At 40.1% G+C, this 15,459-nt stretch carries 13 protein-coding genes and 1 pseudogene; 12 read left to right on the top strand and 2 right to left on the bottom strand.

All coding sequences use genetic code 11. The features are described from left to right. Window positions 1-131 precede the first annotated feature (131 nt). The 10 genes and pseudogenes from BZG42_RS08010 to BZG42_RS07965 all read left to right on the top strand — a co-directional run bounded on the left by BZG42_RS08010 (window position 132) and on the right by BZG42_RS07965 (window position 11,965). Window positions 132-1,565 carry a 6-phospho-beta-glucosidase gene (locus BZG42_RS08010; RefSeq protein ID WP_155995796.1) on the top strand — a complete coding sequence of 478 codons (1,434 nt, stop codon included), beginning with the start codon at window positions 132-134 and terminating at the stop codon, window positions 1,563-1,565. Between the two features lie 245 nt (window positions 1,566-1,810). Further along, window positions 1,811-2,050: a SemiSWEET transporter gene (locus BZG42_RS08005; protein ID WP_155995798.1), complete on the top strand. Its 240-nt coding sequence runs from the start codon at window positions 1,811-1,813 to the stop codon at window positions 2,048-2,050. Between the two features lie 216 nt (window positions 2,051-2,266). Next, window positions 2,267-2,584 carry a PTS cellobiose transporter subunit IIB gene (locus BZG42_RS08000; protein WP_155964300.1) on the top strand — a complete coding sequence of 106 codons (318 nt, stop codon included), beginning with the start codon at window positions 2,267-2,269 and terminating at the stop codon, window positions 2,582-2,584. 53 nt (window positions 2,585-2,637) lie between these two features. Further along, window positions 2,638-4,626 carry a BglG family transcription antiterminator gene (locus tag BZG42_RS07995; RefSeq protein WP_155962444.1) on the top strand — a complete coding sequence of 663 codons (1,989 nt, stop codon included), beginning with the start codon at window positions 2,638-2,640 and terminating at the stop codon, window positions 4,624-4,626. Then, window positions 4,623-4,937 (top strand): PTS cellobiose transporter subunit IIA, encoded by a 315-nt coding sequence (locus tag BZG42_RS07990; RefSeq protein WP_120172142.1) that lies wholly within the window; start codon window positions 4,623-4,625, stop codon window positions 4,935-4,937. The genes BZG42_RS07995 and BZG42_RS07990 overlap by 4 nt, the downstream gene beginning before the upstream one ends. Window positions 4,938-4,952: 15 nt before the next feature. Continuing rightward, window positions 4,953-5,462: a hypothetical protein gene (locus BZG42_RS07985; protein WP_155995800.1), complete on the top strand. Its 510-nt coding sequence runs from the start codon at window positions 4,953-4,955 to the stop codon at window positions 5,460-5,462. Window positions 5,463-5,474: 12 nt separating this feature from the next. Continuing rightward, window positions 5,475-6,803 carry a PTS cellobiose transporter subunit IIC gene (gene celB / locus BZG42_RS07980; protein ID WP_155962446.1) on the top strand — a complete coding sequence of 443 codons (1,329 nt, stop codon included), beginning with the start codon at window positions 5,475-5,477 and terminating at the stop codon, window positions 6,801-6,803. A 373-nt stretch (window positions 6,804-7,176) separates the two neighbouring features. Next, the gene (gene licT, locus BZG42_RS07975) at window positions 7,177-8,010 is read left to right on the top strand and encodes a BglG family transcription antiterminator LicT (protein WP_155995802.1); all 834 of its coding nucleotides are present in this window, start codon (window positions 7,177-7,179) and stop codon (window positions 8,008-8,010) included. Between the two features lie 200 nt (window positions 8,011-8,210). Then, window positions 8,211-10,120: pseudogene (locus tag BZG42_RS07970) on the top strand (beta-glucoside-specific PTS transporter subunit IIABC). Window positions 10,121-10,282: 162 nt separating this feature from the next. Beyond that, window positions 10,283-11,965 carry a carboxylesterase family protein gene (locus tag BZG42_RS07965; RefSeq protein ID WP_155995804.1) on the top strand — a complete coding sequence of 561 codons (1,683 nt, stop codon included), beginning with the start codon at window positions 10,283-10,285 and terminating at the stop codon, window positions 11,963-11,965. A gap of 50 nt (window positions 11,966-12,015) precedes the next feature. Here the strand turns inward: BZG42_RS07965 and BZG42_RS07960 are convergent, their stop codons facing one another. Both BZG42_RS07960 and BZG42_RS07955 read right to left on the bottom strand, forming a co-directional pair. Further along, complete coding sequence (locus tag BZG42_RS07960) at window positions 12,016-12,345, bottom strand: putative quinol monooxygenase (RefSeq protein ID WP_373428197.1); 330 nt, start codon at window positions 12,343-12,345, stop codon at window positions 12,016-12,018. Window positions 12,346-12,355: 10 nt separating this feature from the next. Continuing rightward, a complete protein-coding gene (locus BZG42_RS07955; RefSeq protein ID WP_155964960.1) occupies window positions 12,356-13,279 on the bottom strand; it encodes an AraC family transcriptional regulator in 924 nt (307 codons plus the stop codon). 261 nt (window positions 13,280-13,540) lie between these two features. Here BZG42_RS07955 and BZG42_RS07950 point away from each other — a divergent pair, with 261 nt between their 5' ends. Beyond that, a complete protein-coding gene (locus tag BZG42_RS07950; protein ID WP_155995806.1) occupies window positions 13,541-15,022 on the top strand; it encodes a family 1 glycosylhydrolase in 1,482 nt (493 codons plus the stop codon). A gap of 44 nt (window positions 15,023-15,066) precedes the next feature. Beyond that, window positions 15,067-15,450, top strand: a complete 384-nt coding sequence (locus tag BZG42_RS07945) for a VOC family protein (protein ID WP_155964958.1) — start codon at window positions 15,067-15,069, stop codon at window positions 15,448-15,450. The last annotated feature ends 9 nt before the right edge of the window (window positions 15,451-15,459 follow it).

The raw sequence follows: 15,459 nt of genomic DNA, 5'->3' as shown, positions 1-15,459 counted from the left end.
CTTCCTTTCATCTTGAATTGAGTGGCTGAGAAACGTTATTAAGTATTTCCGGAGTGGTAAGGAAGAAAACGCTATCAACATTTTGTAAGGAAGTCTGTATAATGAGAGTATCATTATCAGGAGGATAGATTATGTCTACATTCAAAGATGATTTTCTATGGGGAGGAGCAGTTGCCGCTCACCAATTGGAAGGTGGCTGGCAGGCTGGTGGTAAAGGAATTAGTGTAGCTGATGTTATGACAGCAGGAAAGCACGGCATTGCACGTGAAATCACTCCAGGAGTTTTGGGGGGAAAATACTATCCAAATCATGAAGCGATTGATTTTTATCATCGGTATAAGGAGGATGTGGCTCTCTTTGCAGAGCTGGGGTTCAAGTGTTTTCGCACGTCTATTGCTTGGACACGGATTTTTCCGAAAGGAGATGAACACGAACCGAATGAAGCTGGCTTACAATTTTATGATGACCTGTTTGATGAGTGTTTGAAATATGGCATTGAGCCTGTTATCACACTCTCTCACTTTGAAATGCCCTATCATCTCGTAACAGAATATGGTGGTTGGAAAAATCGAAAGTTAATTGATTTTTTTGTTCGTTTTGCTGAGGTCGTCTTCAAACGCTATAAAAATAAAGTGAAATATTGGATGACTTTTAATGAAATCAATAATCAGGCCAATTATCAAGAAGATTTTGCACCTTTTACCAACTCAGGAATTGTTTATCAAGAAGGGGATAATCGTGAAGAAATCATGTATCAAGCTGCTCACTATGAGCTAGTTGCATCTGCCCGTGCAGTAAAGCTGGGTCACGAAATCAATTCAAACTTCCAAATTGGATGCATGATTGCTATGTGTCCTATTTACCCTGCGACCTGTAATCCGAAGGATGTTTTGCTAGCTCAAAAAGCAATGCAAAAGCGTTATTATTTTACAGATGTACATGTCCATGGCTTTTATCCAGACCATATCCTTAAGTATTGGAAACGAAAGGGTTTTGAGTTGGATGTAACAGAGGCTGACAAGGCTGATTTGTTGGAGGGTTGTGTAGACTATATTGGCTTTAGCTACTATATGTCATTTGCCATCAGCTATCACAGAGAAAACCCTTATTACGACTACCTTGAAACAGAGGATTTAGTTAGAAATGAATACGTAAGAGCATCTGAATGGGATTGGCAAATTGATCCTGAGGGGCTTCGCTATGCCTTAAATTGGTTTACAGATATGTACCATCTGCCACTCTTTATTGTTGAAAATGGCTTTGGAGCCATCGACCAAGTAGGAAAAGATGGTGTGATCCACGATGATTATCGCATTGACTATTTAGCTGCTCATATTGCGGAGATGAAGAAAGCTGTTGTGGAAGACGGTGTGGACTTGATGGGCTATACCCCTTGGGGCTGCATTGATCTTGTATCTGCTGGAACAGGTGAAATGCGCAAACGCTATGGATTTATCTACGTTGACAAAGACGATGCGGGTCAAGGGACCTATGCCCGAATTCCCAAAAAATCATTCGCTTGGTACAAGGAAGTCATTGCGACGAATGGAGCAGCAATAGAATAGTTCCGTAATATTTTGAAGGGAAATATATGGTAGCTTTTGACTAGAATGAATGAGCAAGGTTAAAGAAAGGCTATCAATGGGAAAAGCAGAATTCGGCTTTGTGAAATCGTCTTTTTATGCCTAGGTATTTGCTAGCCCTGATTTTAGCAGGGCTTTTTTCATAGTTTAAGGAAATAAAGATAAGTGGTATCTTTGGGTAAAGTATGTTAAGACTGTTTACCAATACGCAGAAGTGAGGAAGTACTATGATTGGATTTATAGCAGCTTGTTTGACAACCTTTGGTTTTTTACCTCAAGTTATTAAGGTCGTCAAAACGAAGGATACAGAGTCTATCTCTCTGGGAATGTACAGCATGTCAGTTGCTGGAATTGGATTATGGTTCATTCATGGGGTGACAATAGGAGATTTAGCTCTAATATTAGCTAATGGGGGATCCTTTATTTTATCGGGTATCATCTTCATTTATAAATTGAAATATAAATAAAACAGAAAAAGACAGGCAAAGTGAAAAGACCTACCGTATAAGAACAGTATATAGCTTTTTATATTGTTCACCATAAGTAGTTCTTTTCATGGAGCTTGTCTTTTTGGAGGTCTTAGAGTCATCTCAATTCTTTCCGTTGTGCTAAGGAAAAAGTTAGCATGGAAAATGATAACGTTTTCTTTTACAATATGATTATCAAATAAAAGGAGAAACAATATGGCAAAAGCGCTCATTATCTGTGCTGCAGGGATGTCATCTTCACTGATGGCAAAGAAAACGACTGAGCTATTTAAGAGTCAAGGAGTTAATATTGAAGTAGATGCTATCAATGCGACAGAAGGAGGAAAAGCAATCACAAATGGAGATTTTGACTTGTACTTAGTGAGTCCTCAGACAAAAATGTACTACAAGCAATTTGAGGAGGCTGCTCAAAAAGCTGGGAAATCAATTACACAAATTCCTCCGCAAGCTTATATTCCAATTCCAATGGGAATTGAAAAAATGGCTACTTTGATTACTGAAAACATCAGATAAGGAACGGTTAGTAGATGTTACAATAGGGACATCAACAAATTTGGAGGCTATCTATGCTCAGTCAAAAAGAACGACAGATTCTTCGCTATCTGATGGAACAACGAGATTCTTACACAACGAGTAAAGAGTTAGCGGAGCACTTATCTTGTTCAGATAGAACAGTTAGAACCTATTTGAAACACCTTACCGAGCGTTTAGAAGATTCATTATATGATGGCGTAGCGATTAGCTCCAAGCAAGGGCATGGCTATCGTTTAGAGGTTAGGGATAATAAAGCTGTTCAACAATTGATGGAAGAAACAAAACCAACCTCTGTTTTTAATGATAGTTACGATCGTTACAATTATATCTTAAATAAATTGTTGTTCGAGCAGGCAGAGCTGTACTTCGATGATTTGGCAGAGGAGTTATTTATCAGTCGTTCAACTCTATCTCATGAATTTAAAAAAATCCGCAAGGATTTGGAATATTATCATCTGATGATTGAGAGTAAGGCCAACAAAGGTGTTTATATCTCTGGTGAAGAGCGTGACAAACGACGGTTCATCATGGATTATTTCTTTCGAGATAATTTTTTTAAAAGTATCCATAACTATATTGATGGTGCTATGACCCAGTCGGTGATTAGCCTAGAAGAGTTGACCTTGATTGTCCTAGATGAGTGTCGTGAAGCCAAATTGAAGTTATCTGATTTTGTCATTCAAAATTTAGTTCTTCATATTGCTTTAGCTTTACGGCGTATCCAAGAAGGCTTTCAAATGAGCCCGATTCAAGAATTAAACTCTGAATTGTATCGTACTGAACAAGAAGTAGCTCAGAATATTTTAGATCGAATCTATAAGGCAACCGGTATCTGTTGTCCAAAAGAAGAGACAGATTATATCACTCTGCACTTTGTGTCTAAAGGAAGTACCGTTGCTGGATGCAAACGTATGGATGATGACCAACGTCTCCGAGAAGAGTTGATCATGGCCTTAGAAAGTTCCCCAAGTTCGAAAGAATATCAATTTCAATGGGATTCCCAATTACTGGAGGGAGTTGTGACGCATCTGACAACTATGTTGGTGCGGTTGCAGACTAAGGTACATTTTGAAAATCCACTGAGAGAAGAAGTTCGTCAGCGGTATAATCAAGTGTTTGAAATGACTAGGAATATCATGCAAGGCATGCCGGTCTTTTCTGAATATCAGATTTCCGATGATGAGGTTGCTTATGTAGCCTTGCATTTTATGGCAGCTATGGAGCGGTTGAAAGAGACGCAAAAATATCATATTTTAGTTATCTGTGCAACCGGGTACGGGAGTGCTCAGCTTTTGCGAAATCGGATCAAACATGAATTGGGAAATATGGTTCATATCGAAGACGTTATTGGCTACTATGATCTGAGTGGCGAACGCTTAGAGAACATTGATTTTATTATCTCTTCGATTGACTTGTCCAATCTTGTCTTTAGTATCCCAGTCTTTACGGTCAGTGTCTTTTTTACTTCTGATGAGGCTAGAAAGATTAAGCAGTCTGTTAAGCAATTACGCTTTCTATCGCGGCCGTCTCGACAATGCGAACCGAAGCAAATTCCAGATATGAAGCAATTATTTGATAACTATTTTTCAGAAGATTGTTTCATTCTCCTGGAGGAGGCAGATAAGGTAGGAGTCTTGACTCAGTTAGCAAGAGTTCTCTCTAAAGGTGAAGAGAACGGTTTTGTAGACCTTCTTTTAGAATACGTAGAACAACGCGAACAAATGAGTTCGATTGTATTTAGTAATCGAATTGCGGTACCGCATCCGATTAAACCGATTGCTAGACAGCATAAGATTGCTGTGGCCTTAGTATCTAAGGGAGTTATTTGGGATGTACAAGCTAGGAATATACAGCTAATTTTCCTGCCATCACCGTCCATATATGAGAATGAAGGAATGGGACAATTGACCTCACAAATTGTTGAATTATTGGAAGAAAAAGATTTGCAACAGGCGATGGTAGCCTGTCAGTCTTTTGAAGAATTTAAAGAATTATTTTTGAAAATCGGGGGAAGGAAATGAACCAGGAAGAACTACAAGTTGCAGCCTTTCAGATTATCTTGCACAGTGGAACTGCGCGTACAGAGGTTCATGAAGCTTTTGCAGCAATGCGTGTGGGAGATTATGACATGGCTAGCAACAAATTAGAAGTTGCTAATGCTGAACTGGTAGAAGCTCATCATGCTCAGACAAAATTGCTTCAAGACTACGCAAGCGGTATTGAGATTAAAATGGAGATTATCATGGTCCATGCTCAAGATCACTTGATGACAACGATGACCTTGCGTGAGGTTGCCCTAGAAATGCTTGAACTATATAAACGAATCAATTAAAAGGAAGTGAAGAATATGCGGAAAAAAGAGTACAAGAAACTAGAAGAGTATCGGCAAGAAAATGTTTTGAAAAGCATGTACTACGGTCGCTATTTCTTTATCCGCTATGCTACCGTTACACTATTTTTCATCAATCTTTACTGGGTTATGTCTTTTATTGTTTCTTCCATGAATTTAGCTGTACTATTACCGGCAGTTCTTACCTGTGTTGCACTGCTAGGTGTATGGGAGCAGAGCCGCATGTTCACAACTGAGCAAAGAGAGGCATCAAGAACACGTTTGTTGTATCAAATAATTATTATTACAAATACTTTTATGCTCTTTCTGCTCCTTGTTAATCACTATCAGTACTTCTATCCTTTCCTAGCAAACTCAGAGCAAGTCAGAGTTAGTCTGTTAGTGATTTTATTATTGGGATTGGGACTGGCTGTTGCTATTCTCCAGAAGTTGAACAAAATCCGTCAAGGTGTGGACAAACAATACTATCGTATCCAACAGTATCTTGTAAATATGAAGACAAAATAAAAGGAGAAAATTATGTTTGAATTTTTAGAAAAGTACCTCATGGGGCCAATGGGAAAAATATCCCAATATAAATTCGTTCGGGCCATTACTGCAGCAGGTATGGCAAGTATTCCATTTACAATCGTGGGCTCAATGTTTTTGGTATTTAATATTTTGCCACTGACTTTCTCGCATCCTGCTTTTGTAAATTTCTTCAATAATACATTTGCAAAGTTTTCAGACCTTTACATGTTAGCAAATGGGGCAACGATGGGAATTTTGGCCCTCTACTTCAACCTAGCACTTGGCTATGAATTCACAAAAATCTACGCAGAAGAGGATGATTTGAATTTGAGTCCTCTTAACGGTGCCCTTCTATCTATGTTTGCATTCTTCATGACCTTACCACAATTGGTGTTCAAAGATGGAGCAATTTCCCTTGTAAATGATGCGAAAGCAACGATTGTTAATGGTTGGGCAATCGGTGGTTCAGGTGTAAATCGTCTGGGTTCAATTGGTATTTTTACAGCGATTATTATGGCAGTACTTGCTGTTCAACTTTATCGTTTGTGTGTTGCGAAAAACTGGGTGGTAAAAATGCCAGATTCTGTTCCTGAAGGAGTATCTCGTGGTTTTACCGCCTTGATTCCAGCTTTTGTTGTTGCATTTGCAGTTCTCATTATCAATGGTATCTTCATTGCACTTGGTACGGACATCTTTCAAGTTGTTGCTATTCCATTTGGTTTCGTTGCGAATATTACAAATTCTTGGCTGGGTCTGATGGTGATCTACTTCCTTGTGCAATCGCTTTGGATTGTGGGCATTCATGGTGCCAATATTATCTTTGCTTTCGTAACCCCAATCGCTCTTGTTAATATGGCTGCCAATAACAATGGAGCTGCAATTCCACTTGCGGGGGAATTTAGCAATATGTTTGTTACTATGGGAGGATCAGGTGCCACCCTAGGTTTGATTATCTACCTAGCCTATATGTCTAAAGCAGAGCAGTTAAAAATGCTTGGTAGAGCCTCCATTGCTCCGGCTATTTTCAACATCAATGAACCCATCATCTTTGGATTACCCATCATTTACAACCCAGCTCTAGCCATTCCCTTCTTCCTTGCTCCAATGGCCTCTGCAACGGTAGGTTATTTTGCAATTAAGCTAGGATTATGTAATCCAGTAGTCGCTCAAATGCCATGGCCATCACCAGCAGGTATAGGTGCCTTTATTGGTACAGGTGGTGACTGGCGTGCAGCAGTAGTGGCACTAGTATGTGCTCTGGTAGCCTTCCTTGTTTATTTCCCATTCATCAAAATGTATGATGAAAAACTCTACAAAGAAGAACAAGGGTTGGTATAAGCAATGGTCTCAGATTGAAGACAAAGTCCATTTTGGACAAGTTCTTCAATCTCTTTCTTTGCAGTCAACAGCCAAAAACTCCCAGAAACGTCGAATAATAGCGTTTCTAAGAGTTGAAATGTAAACAACATTATGGTAGGTTTCCAAAAGTTATTACATTTTAATGGTTTGTCTACGTTCTGATATCTGTCTTTATTACTATTCAAAATCTATCAAGAAATGATTGAAAAAGCGTTTTCATTATGATATAATAGCAATAGGATTGTTACTGATAAACAGGCAAAACCTAAACTGATAGCAAATAGTCTGGAAACAGTCTTCTTTGTTGTGAGTTTAGGTTCTTTTTTATCGGTTAGGTAGGTGGTGAAAATAAATGCAGATTGACAAGGTATACAACAATAATGTAGTCCAAGCCATAGATCAACATGGACGGGAATTGATTGTGATGGGAAAAGGTTTGGGATTTCAGAAAAAGACTGGTGAGGATTTGGACACCAGTAAGATTGAGAAAACTTTCGTGTTACAAAACGATTACCAGCAATCCGATTTATCAACACTATATCTGCAAATGGATAATGGTGAGATAGAGGTTGTCAATGCCATTATCAGTGAGGCAGAGAAGGTTCTAAAAGTTCAGTTTGACTTGTCTCTCTATTTGGCTTTGGCGGATCATCTACATTTTGTTTTTCAACGCTGTCGTGAAGGAGTGACGATTGAAAATCCTCTTGCATGGGAGGTTCGTAAATTTTATCCACAAGAATACCAAATTGGATTAACTGCCTTACAACTAGTTAAGGAAAGCTTGCATTTAGAGTTAGGCAAGGGGGAAGCCTCTTCAATTGCTCTTCATCTCATCAATGCTCAGAAAAATGGCACTTTGGGAAAAGGCACTCAAGTCATCAGCAAGATTGTTACGCAGATTTTGGACATTGTGCGCCTACATTTTGGCTGTGTGGACTATGAAGAAGATACCAGTTACCATCGTTTCGTGACCCATGTCCAGTATTTTGCTCAACGGGTTGCAAATGGTGTTGTAGAGGGGCAAAATGATATTTTTCTTTATGAGCAGGTCAAGGCTAATTATCCAGACTCTTTTGCTTGTACTACTAAAATACGTAAGCACATTGCACAAGTTTACCACTTTGAAATGTCCAAGGATGAGCAAGTCTATTTAACGATTCATATCCAACGTTTAAAAACAAGTTAAAAAAATAAAAAAAAAAACAAACAGAAAACGCTTGCAAATTTATTTGCGATGTGTTATGATGGTGTTGACAAAAGGATTGTTACTGGTAAGCAGGCAAAACCTAAATATATACGAGATGCTCTTTTTGGTGCGAACCAAGAGGTGGTGTTTGGTGTATGTTTAGGTTTTTCTGTTTTTCCAGAAAAGAAAGGAGCCGGAAAATGGCAAAGGATTATACAGATTTGGCTACAGACATTGTAGCCCATGTCGGTGGTAAAGAGAATATCAGTAGCCTTAAACACTGTATCACTCGTCTCCGTTTTGGTTTGAAAGACGAGAGCAAGGCGGATACGGATTATCTTAAAGCACGAGACGGAGTGGTAACTGTTGTTCAAGCAGGAGGCCAGTATCAAGTAGTGATTGGCAACCATGTACCAGATGTCTATGCAGCTGTACAAAAAGTTGCGGGCATATCTGGCGGTGGTAGCTTGGATATTGATGAAGGTGATGTTCCAAAAGGTAACTTATTTGATCGTTTCGTAGATCTGGTATCAGGTGTTTTTCAGCCCTCTCTAGGTGTTTTGGCAGCTGCCGGTATTATCAAGGGGCTTGTAGCCATCTTAGCGGCAACTCTAAAATGGACTAATGACAATAGCGCTCTTTATGCTATTTTAAATGCAGCCGGTGATGGATTTTTCCAGTTCCTACCAATTGTTCTTGCTTATAATGCTGCTCGTAAGTTCAAGATGAGTGAATTTACAGGTATGGCAATTGCTATGGCTTTGGTATACCCTACCTTGCCAGGAACCCTGACTACCTTGAAAGAAGCGGGATTGAACAATGTATTTGGTATTCCATTTGTTCTTCCATCGTCAGGTAGCTACTTGCAAACGGTTATGCCAATTTTATTGGCAGTTTGGATGGCTTCTCATGTTGAAAAATTCTTCAAGAGAATTACTCCAGATGTAGTCAAAGTTTTCATGGTACCTTTTGCAACATTACTCGTGACTGTTCCAGTCACTTTCCTGGCAGTTGGTCCACTTGCTAACTACGCTTCAGATCTTTTGTCTGCTGGTTTTACCTCTGTCATGAACTTTAGCCCGCTTCTTTATGGCATTCTCCTTGGATCTATGTGGCAAGTGATGGTGATGTTTGGCTTGCACTGGGCGATTGTTCCATTGGCAATTTTGCAATTCTCACAAAACGGCTGGTCAGATATTTTAATTGCTGCTAATTTACCAAACTTTACCCAAACTGGTGTTCTATTAGCAATCATGCTAAAAACCCAAGAGAAAAAAGTTAAAACTCTCTCTATGCCTGCTTTTATCTCTTCTATTTTCGGTGTAACAGAACCAGCTATCTACGGTGTAACTCTTCCAATGAAAACTCCATTCTACATATCATGTGCCGTGTCTGGTTTAATCGGTGCAGGTTTGTCCTTCTTTGAATTGAAAGCTTACTCAATGGGTGGACTGGGGGTTTTCCTCTTCCCTAGCTTTGTAAGTCCAGATAAAGGGATGGCTCCAATGGGGATTATGATTGCTTTTGCAATAGCAGCCGTTGTTATTTCTTTTGCTATCCAAATGGCTCTTCCAGTTCCTTATCTATATGGAGGACCAACTGAAAAAAAGTAGTAGAGACTCCGGCGGAGTCTGTTCCAACACTAAAGGAAATCAAACAAGAAATTATTGGTAGCCCTTTGACAGGTAAGGTAGTTCCCCTAGCTGATGTACCAGATGAGGTTTTTGCTTCAGGTGCCCTAGGGAATGGTATTGCCGTTGAACCAACAGAAGGTGTGGTCTATGCTCCAACAAATGCAGAGGTCACCCTTGTTTTCCCAACAGGACATGCGATTGGACTTCGTACGGAAAATGGTGCAGAACTCCTGATTCATATCGGTATGGATACTGTTTCACTTAATGGTAAAGGTTTTGACAACTTTGTTGAAGTCGGAGATAGAGTGGAAGCCGGGCAAAAACTCTCTTCCTTTGATATGGATTTGATTCGTAGAGCAGGTCTGCCTATCACCACTCCAATCATTGTGGCTAACACAGCTGACTACGCAGATGTTTTATTCACACAGGAATCTCAGGTGAAAAGAGGGGATTACCTATTGACGACGGTTAAATAAAACAGAACCCAAGATTTGAACAACCATTAAAAGGGGCTAGGGAAATCACTCCCCAGCTCCTTTTCTTTGTGTCGATTCATAGAAGCTGACGGTAGAGAAGTCTTCTTTATTGAAAGTTGTAATCCGTTGCCTAGATGAAATTTTAGAAGGGAGTGTTCCAATATGGAAAGGAAACTATTAAGATGGCTCAGTTTGTGTTTGCTACTATTTTTGGTAGCTTGTGATCAAACTGACAAAGAAAGAGTAACTCGATTTACAAATGATACAACTCAGACGATTACTAGCGGGAAAATAAAGGGAAATCAAGACAAGGAAAATGGTGTTTTGGAATGGTTGGGTCTTCCCTATGCAGCAGCACCGGTTGGTGATTTAAGATGGAAAGAACCTCAACCTGTTGAAAGCTGGAATGGTACTTTCGATGCGACGGTAGCAGGCGAGAAGTTCATCCAATTTAGCAATGGAGAGGTCGTTGGTTCAGAGACTGCTCTCAATTTAGATGTGGTTAGACCGGATTCGACAGCAGTCAACTTACCAGTTGTTGTTTTCCTGCATGGGGGTAATAACCAAACTGGCCACGCTCAGGAAATTAGAGGTAATACATTTGTCAAGGATATGAATGCTATCTATGTTTCTGTCAACTATCGCTTGGGTGCTCTTGGTTTCAATCCCCTAGTGGCTTTGAAGACTGGAACAGACTTGGAGAACTCTGGCAATTACAGCCTTCTAGATATTGCAGCAGCTTTGGATTGGGTGCAGGAAAATATTGAAGTTTTTGGAGGTGACAAGAATAATGTCACCTTGACAGGCTTTTCAGCCGGTGGGCGTGATGTCATGGCAACCCTTATTTCTCCACTGTTTAAAGGAAAATATCACAAGGCAATTTCTTACAGCGGGGTTATGACATTGGCAGATGAAGCCACTAGTCAGGAAGTTTTTGCGAAAGCCTTAGCACCGTTGGTAGTTGAGGATGGTAAAAAAGCAGATGAAGTTGCGGCAAAGGATTGGCTGTTGAGCAGTGATCAAGAAGTTCAAGATTATCTCTACAGCCTTTCGGCAGCTCGTTTGGCACCATTGATGGGGAACGCAGGTATCCGTATGTCAGTATTCCCTCATTTATTTAAAGATGGCACAGTCATTCCCAAAGAGGGGTTTGACACCAAAACTTATAATGATGTTCCCTTGCTTCTTGTGACTGGAACCAGTGAGTTTTCACTCTTTTCTGCTTTTGATAAGCGCTTTTCCGCTTCTTTTTCTGATGGCAGTCTCTTCAAAGATGAGGAAAAGAGGAAGGAATTTACCTATACGGAGACCTATGGAAGCCAGCTTTATCGGCTTTCAAATACTATGGAAAGCGCTCGTGTTATGAAGGGAAGATACCGATCTCCCATCTACATCGGTCAGATTTCTTACGGAGATAATGCAACAATAACTCCAACAACAGCAGCTTTTCTTGGTGCCTTTCATGGCGTCTTTGAGCCTCTGTTACAAAAACCATCCAACTATACCCGTTTTATTGAAAAAGACTTTGAGTCAGAGGGAGCACAAGCACTCAGTGCTGATTTTAAGACTTATCTCAAATTCTTCGTTGCAAATGGTGATCCTAATGGTGGAAATTTGGAGAAATGGCCTGTTTGGACAGCTTCCGGTCAAGAAGTTCTGAGTATGGATGCAGATACTAAAAAAGCTATCATAAAACCATCTAGCGATAAGGAAACTGCTGAAGATATTTTGAAGAAGATGGATGCTGATATGACTCTACCAAACGAAGTGAAGGATGAGCTTAACAAGACAGTCCTTAATGGTCGTTGGTTTAGTTCGGTCATTGATGAGAAATATAAGGAATAAGAAAGAAACAAGTTCAAGTAAAAAGCTGGGTCTATTCCCAGCCTTTCCTCTTACTCAGTATGATATTTTTTGTCACTTTCGGGAATGCCTTCCTGATCAGACAGGTACCGTTCAGCGCGCACGGTCAGGCCATACTTTTCTCTTAACTTCATAATCTCTTGCATCATATCTGAAGCATGATGGCTGTCAAGAGCTGCCTGATTATCCCAACTGTCAACTAGCAAGATACTCGTGGGATCATCAAGGGGCGAAAAGTATTGGTAGCGGCTATTGCCAACTTGTTGGCGAATTCTGTCTGCAATGCCAGAACTTTCCATTTCCATGGCAAAGGCACGCGCATTTCCTTCAGAACCAGTATAGTAAAGGTGCATGGTAATCATCAGTTTCTCCTTATTTATCAATTGGATTTACTTGGCTATAAGCCCTATTTTTTCGTAATTGCTTGCGGTAGTTGCTAGGTGTTGTATGGTAGTAATGTTTGAATTGTCGGTTGAAGTTAGATAGATTGTTAAAGCCAACTTGATTGGCTATCTCGACCACTGGCTTAAGACTATTGTTCAGCAATTCTGTTGCAGCTCGCAGTCGAACCTGAATGATAAACTCCAAACAAGAAGTGCCTGTCTGTTGCTTGAAAACAGCCATAAAATGAGTTTTACTGTAGCCCATCATTTCCGCTAGTTGCCCAATGTGTAACGGTTCGTCATAATGTTGTTGGATGTACTCAATCAATTCTCGTAGTTTCTCATTCTTGCGATACATATCATCGGTATTTTTCCGAATAATGTAATGATGGCGATAGAGCAGATAAAAGAGATCAAACAATCTACTCTTAAGGGGTAGTTCAAAATAGGGTGGCTGATGTTTAACTAACTCAAAAATAGAAATCAGGCAGTATTTGATATCTCTGTAGCCTGGTTGATGAGGTTGGATGCGAGGCTTGCATTTAAAAATATCCGTTTGTAAGGGTTGGAAGTAGAGCATGTTTGTTTTGTCTGATTGCGAGGTACCCAGCATATCCAGATGAAACAAGAAAGTAGCTGTTTCATGACCGCGTCCCTCTATAGGATGGATAGAATGAGGAGCATTTGGACGAACTAGGATAATATCTCCAGCCTGACTATTAAAATAATCATAATCAATATGATAGCGAGCACTTCCACCATAAACATAATTGATTTCAAATTCATTGTGCCAATGAAATAGAACATCTGGCAGACCGTCTATAACACTAGTATGGTAGAACTTATAGGGCAAAAGTTGGCTATCATAATTGATGGCATGTTTAAATTCTTGATCGCTCAAATAATTTTGCATATCTATCTCTCATTCGTAGGATAGTATCATTATAACATATTATTTTAGAAGAAAGGGATTACAAATCAGTTTATACTATATTTATATTCTTCAAAAATTACCTTATATCGTTCCAAACTATCTGCTTGAGAAAAACTTCTGTGAAGGATTTAGCTTGCTACTCAAATGTTGGAGTGCAGCGGAGTTGGTCTTCGGATTCGTTTTTGTAGATAAGGTGATTTCACTCAAATAGCATTAGAAAATAAAAAGGGAGTAATAATCATGTCAAAATTTCCAAAGAATTTCCTCTGGGGTGGCGCCATCGCTGCCAACCAAGCCGAGGGTGCTTACAATGTAGATGGTCGAGGTCTTGTGCAGACAGATGTAACAACAGGTGGTAGCGTATCTAGTCCACGTTATACAACCTATATTGACAAGGAAGGCAAGCCGGGTAAATATGCTTCAATGGGGCACATGGGGGGACATTTACCGGAAGGTGCAGAGTATGCGATTTTGGAAGATCATTATTATCCCAATCATAAGGCGGTTGATTTTTATCATCGCTATAAGGAAGACATCAAGCTATTTGCAGAGATGGGCTACTCTGTCTTTCGTTTGTCCATTTCTTGGGCTAGGATTTTTCCAAACGGTGATGATGCAAAACCCAACCAGGCAGGGCTTGATTTTTATCGTTCAGTCTTTGAAGAATGTCACAAGTACGGTATTGAACCACTTGTTTCTATCTGGCATTTTGATACACCACTCTCTTTAGAAACACGTTACGGAGGCTGGACCAACCGAAAACTGGTAGATTTCTATGTGCGTTATGCAGAGACGATTTTTAAAGAGTATAAAGGTTTGGTCAAATATTGGATTACCTTCAATGAAATCAATAATACCATCATGTTTCTGGATATGTTCGGGGAAGCTCAGGATGCAGATTATCAAGAAGCTTACCAGCATTTACATCACCAGTTTATAGCCTCGGCTAAGGCAGTAAAGTTGGGACATGAGATTGATCCAAGCTATCAATTTGGGAATATGATCTGCGGTATCACCTTCTATCCAGGAACTTGTGATCCAGCTGACATCTTGGAAAATCAGCACAAGTGGGAGCAAAATATCTATTATTGTAGTGATGTTCAAGCCAAAGGCCGCTATGGAGCCTACGCTACTCGTCTCTGGAGTGAGCACAATGTAGTCATCCAAATGGAGGAAGGGGACCTAGAACTTCTTGCAGAAGGTAAGGTAGACATGTATACCTTCTCCTACTATATGTCAACGATTGTGACGACCCATAAAGTAGAAGATACGGTATCCGGTAATTTTTCGATGGGAGCAAAAAATCCTTACTTGACTTACTCAGATTGGGGTTGGGCTCAGGATCCGAAAGGTCTCCAGTATTATCTTGAGAAAATCTATGATCGCTATGAAATTCCAGTCATGATTGTGGAAAATGGCCTAGGAGCTTTGGACACAGTTGAAGAGGATGGTTCTATCCATGACCAATATCGAATCGACTATCATCGTGCTCATATCAAGGCTATGGCAGCCGCTATTGCTAACGGTGTGGACTTGATTGCCTACACTACATGGGGCTGCATTGATATTGTATCAGCAGGTACTGGTGAAATGCGGAAACGCTACGGCTTTATCTACGTGGATATGGATGATGCTGGAAATGGTACACTTAATCGAACACCAAAAGATTCATTCTACTGGTACAAGAAAGTCATTGCAAGCAATGGTGAGGATGTGGAATAGGAAAGACGGCAGCTTGCCGTTTTTCTTTAAGAGAGGAGAAGAGTGTGAAAATAGAACATGTGGCTATCTATACACAGGATCTGGAAGGAATGCGGCATTTCTTTGAGACCTATTTTAATGCTACATCCAATCAGCTCTACCATAATCAGAAAACCAGTTTCAAATCCTATTTTCTAATCTTTGCAGACGGAGCTCGTCTGGAAATTATGACCAGGGACGACGTGGTGGACAAACCAAGCCAACTCAATCATCTCGGTCTTATTCATCTAGCCTTTAGTCTAGGAAGTGAGGAAGCTGTGGATGAATTGACAGAGCGACTTGTGGCAGCAGGTTACCCACTTCTCAGTGGCCCGCGAGTCACTGGAGATGGTTATTATGAGTCGTGCGTCTTGGGATTTGAAGGTATTCAAATTGAGTTAACAGTGTAAAGGAGAATA

The organism is Streptococcus sp. DAT741 (genome assembly GCF_009866825.1).
GTDB lineage: Bacteria > Bacillota > Bacilli > Lactobacillales > Streptococcaceae > Streptococcus > Streptococcus ruminantium.
The sequence above is the reverse complement of the archived record's forward strand: the minus strand, read 5'-3'. Positions and strand labels throughout refer to the sequence as shown.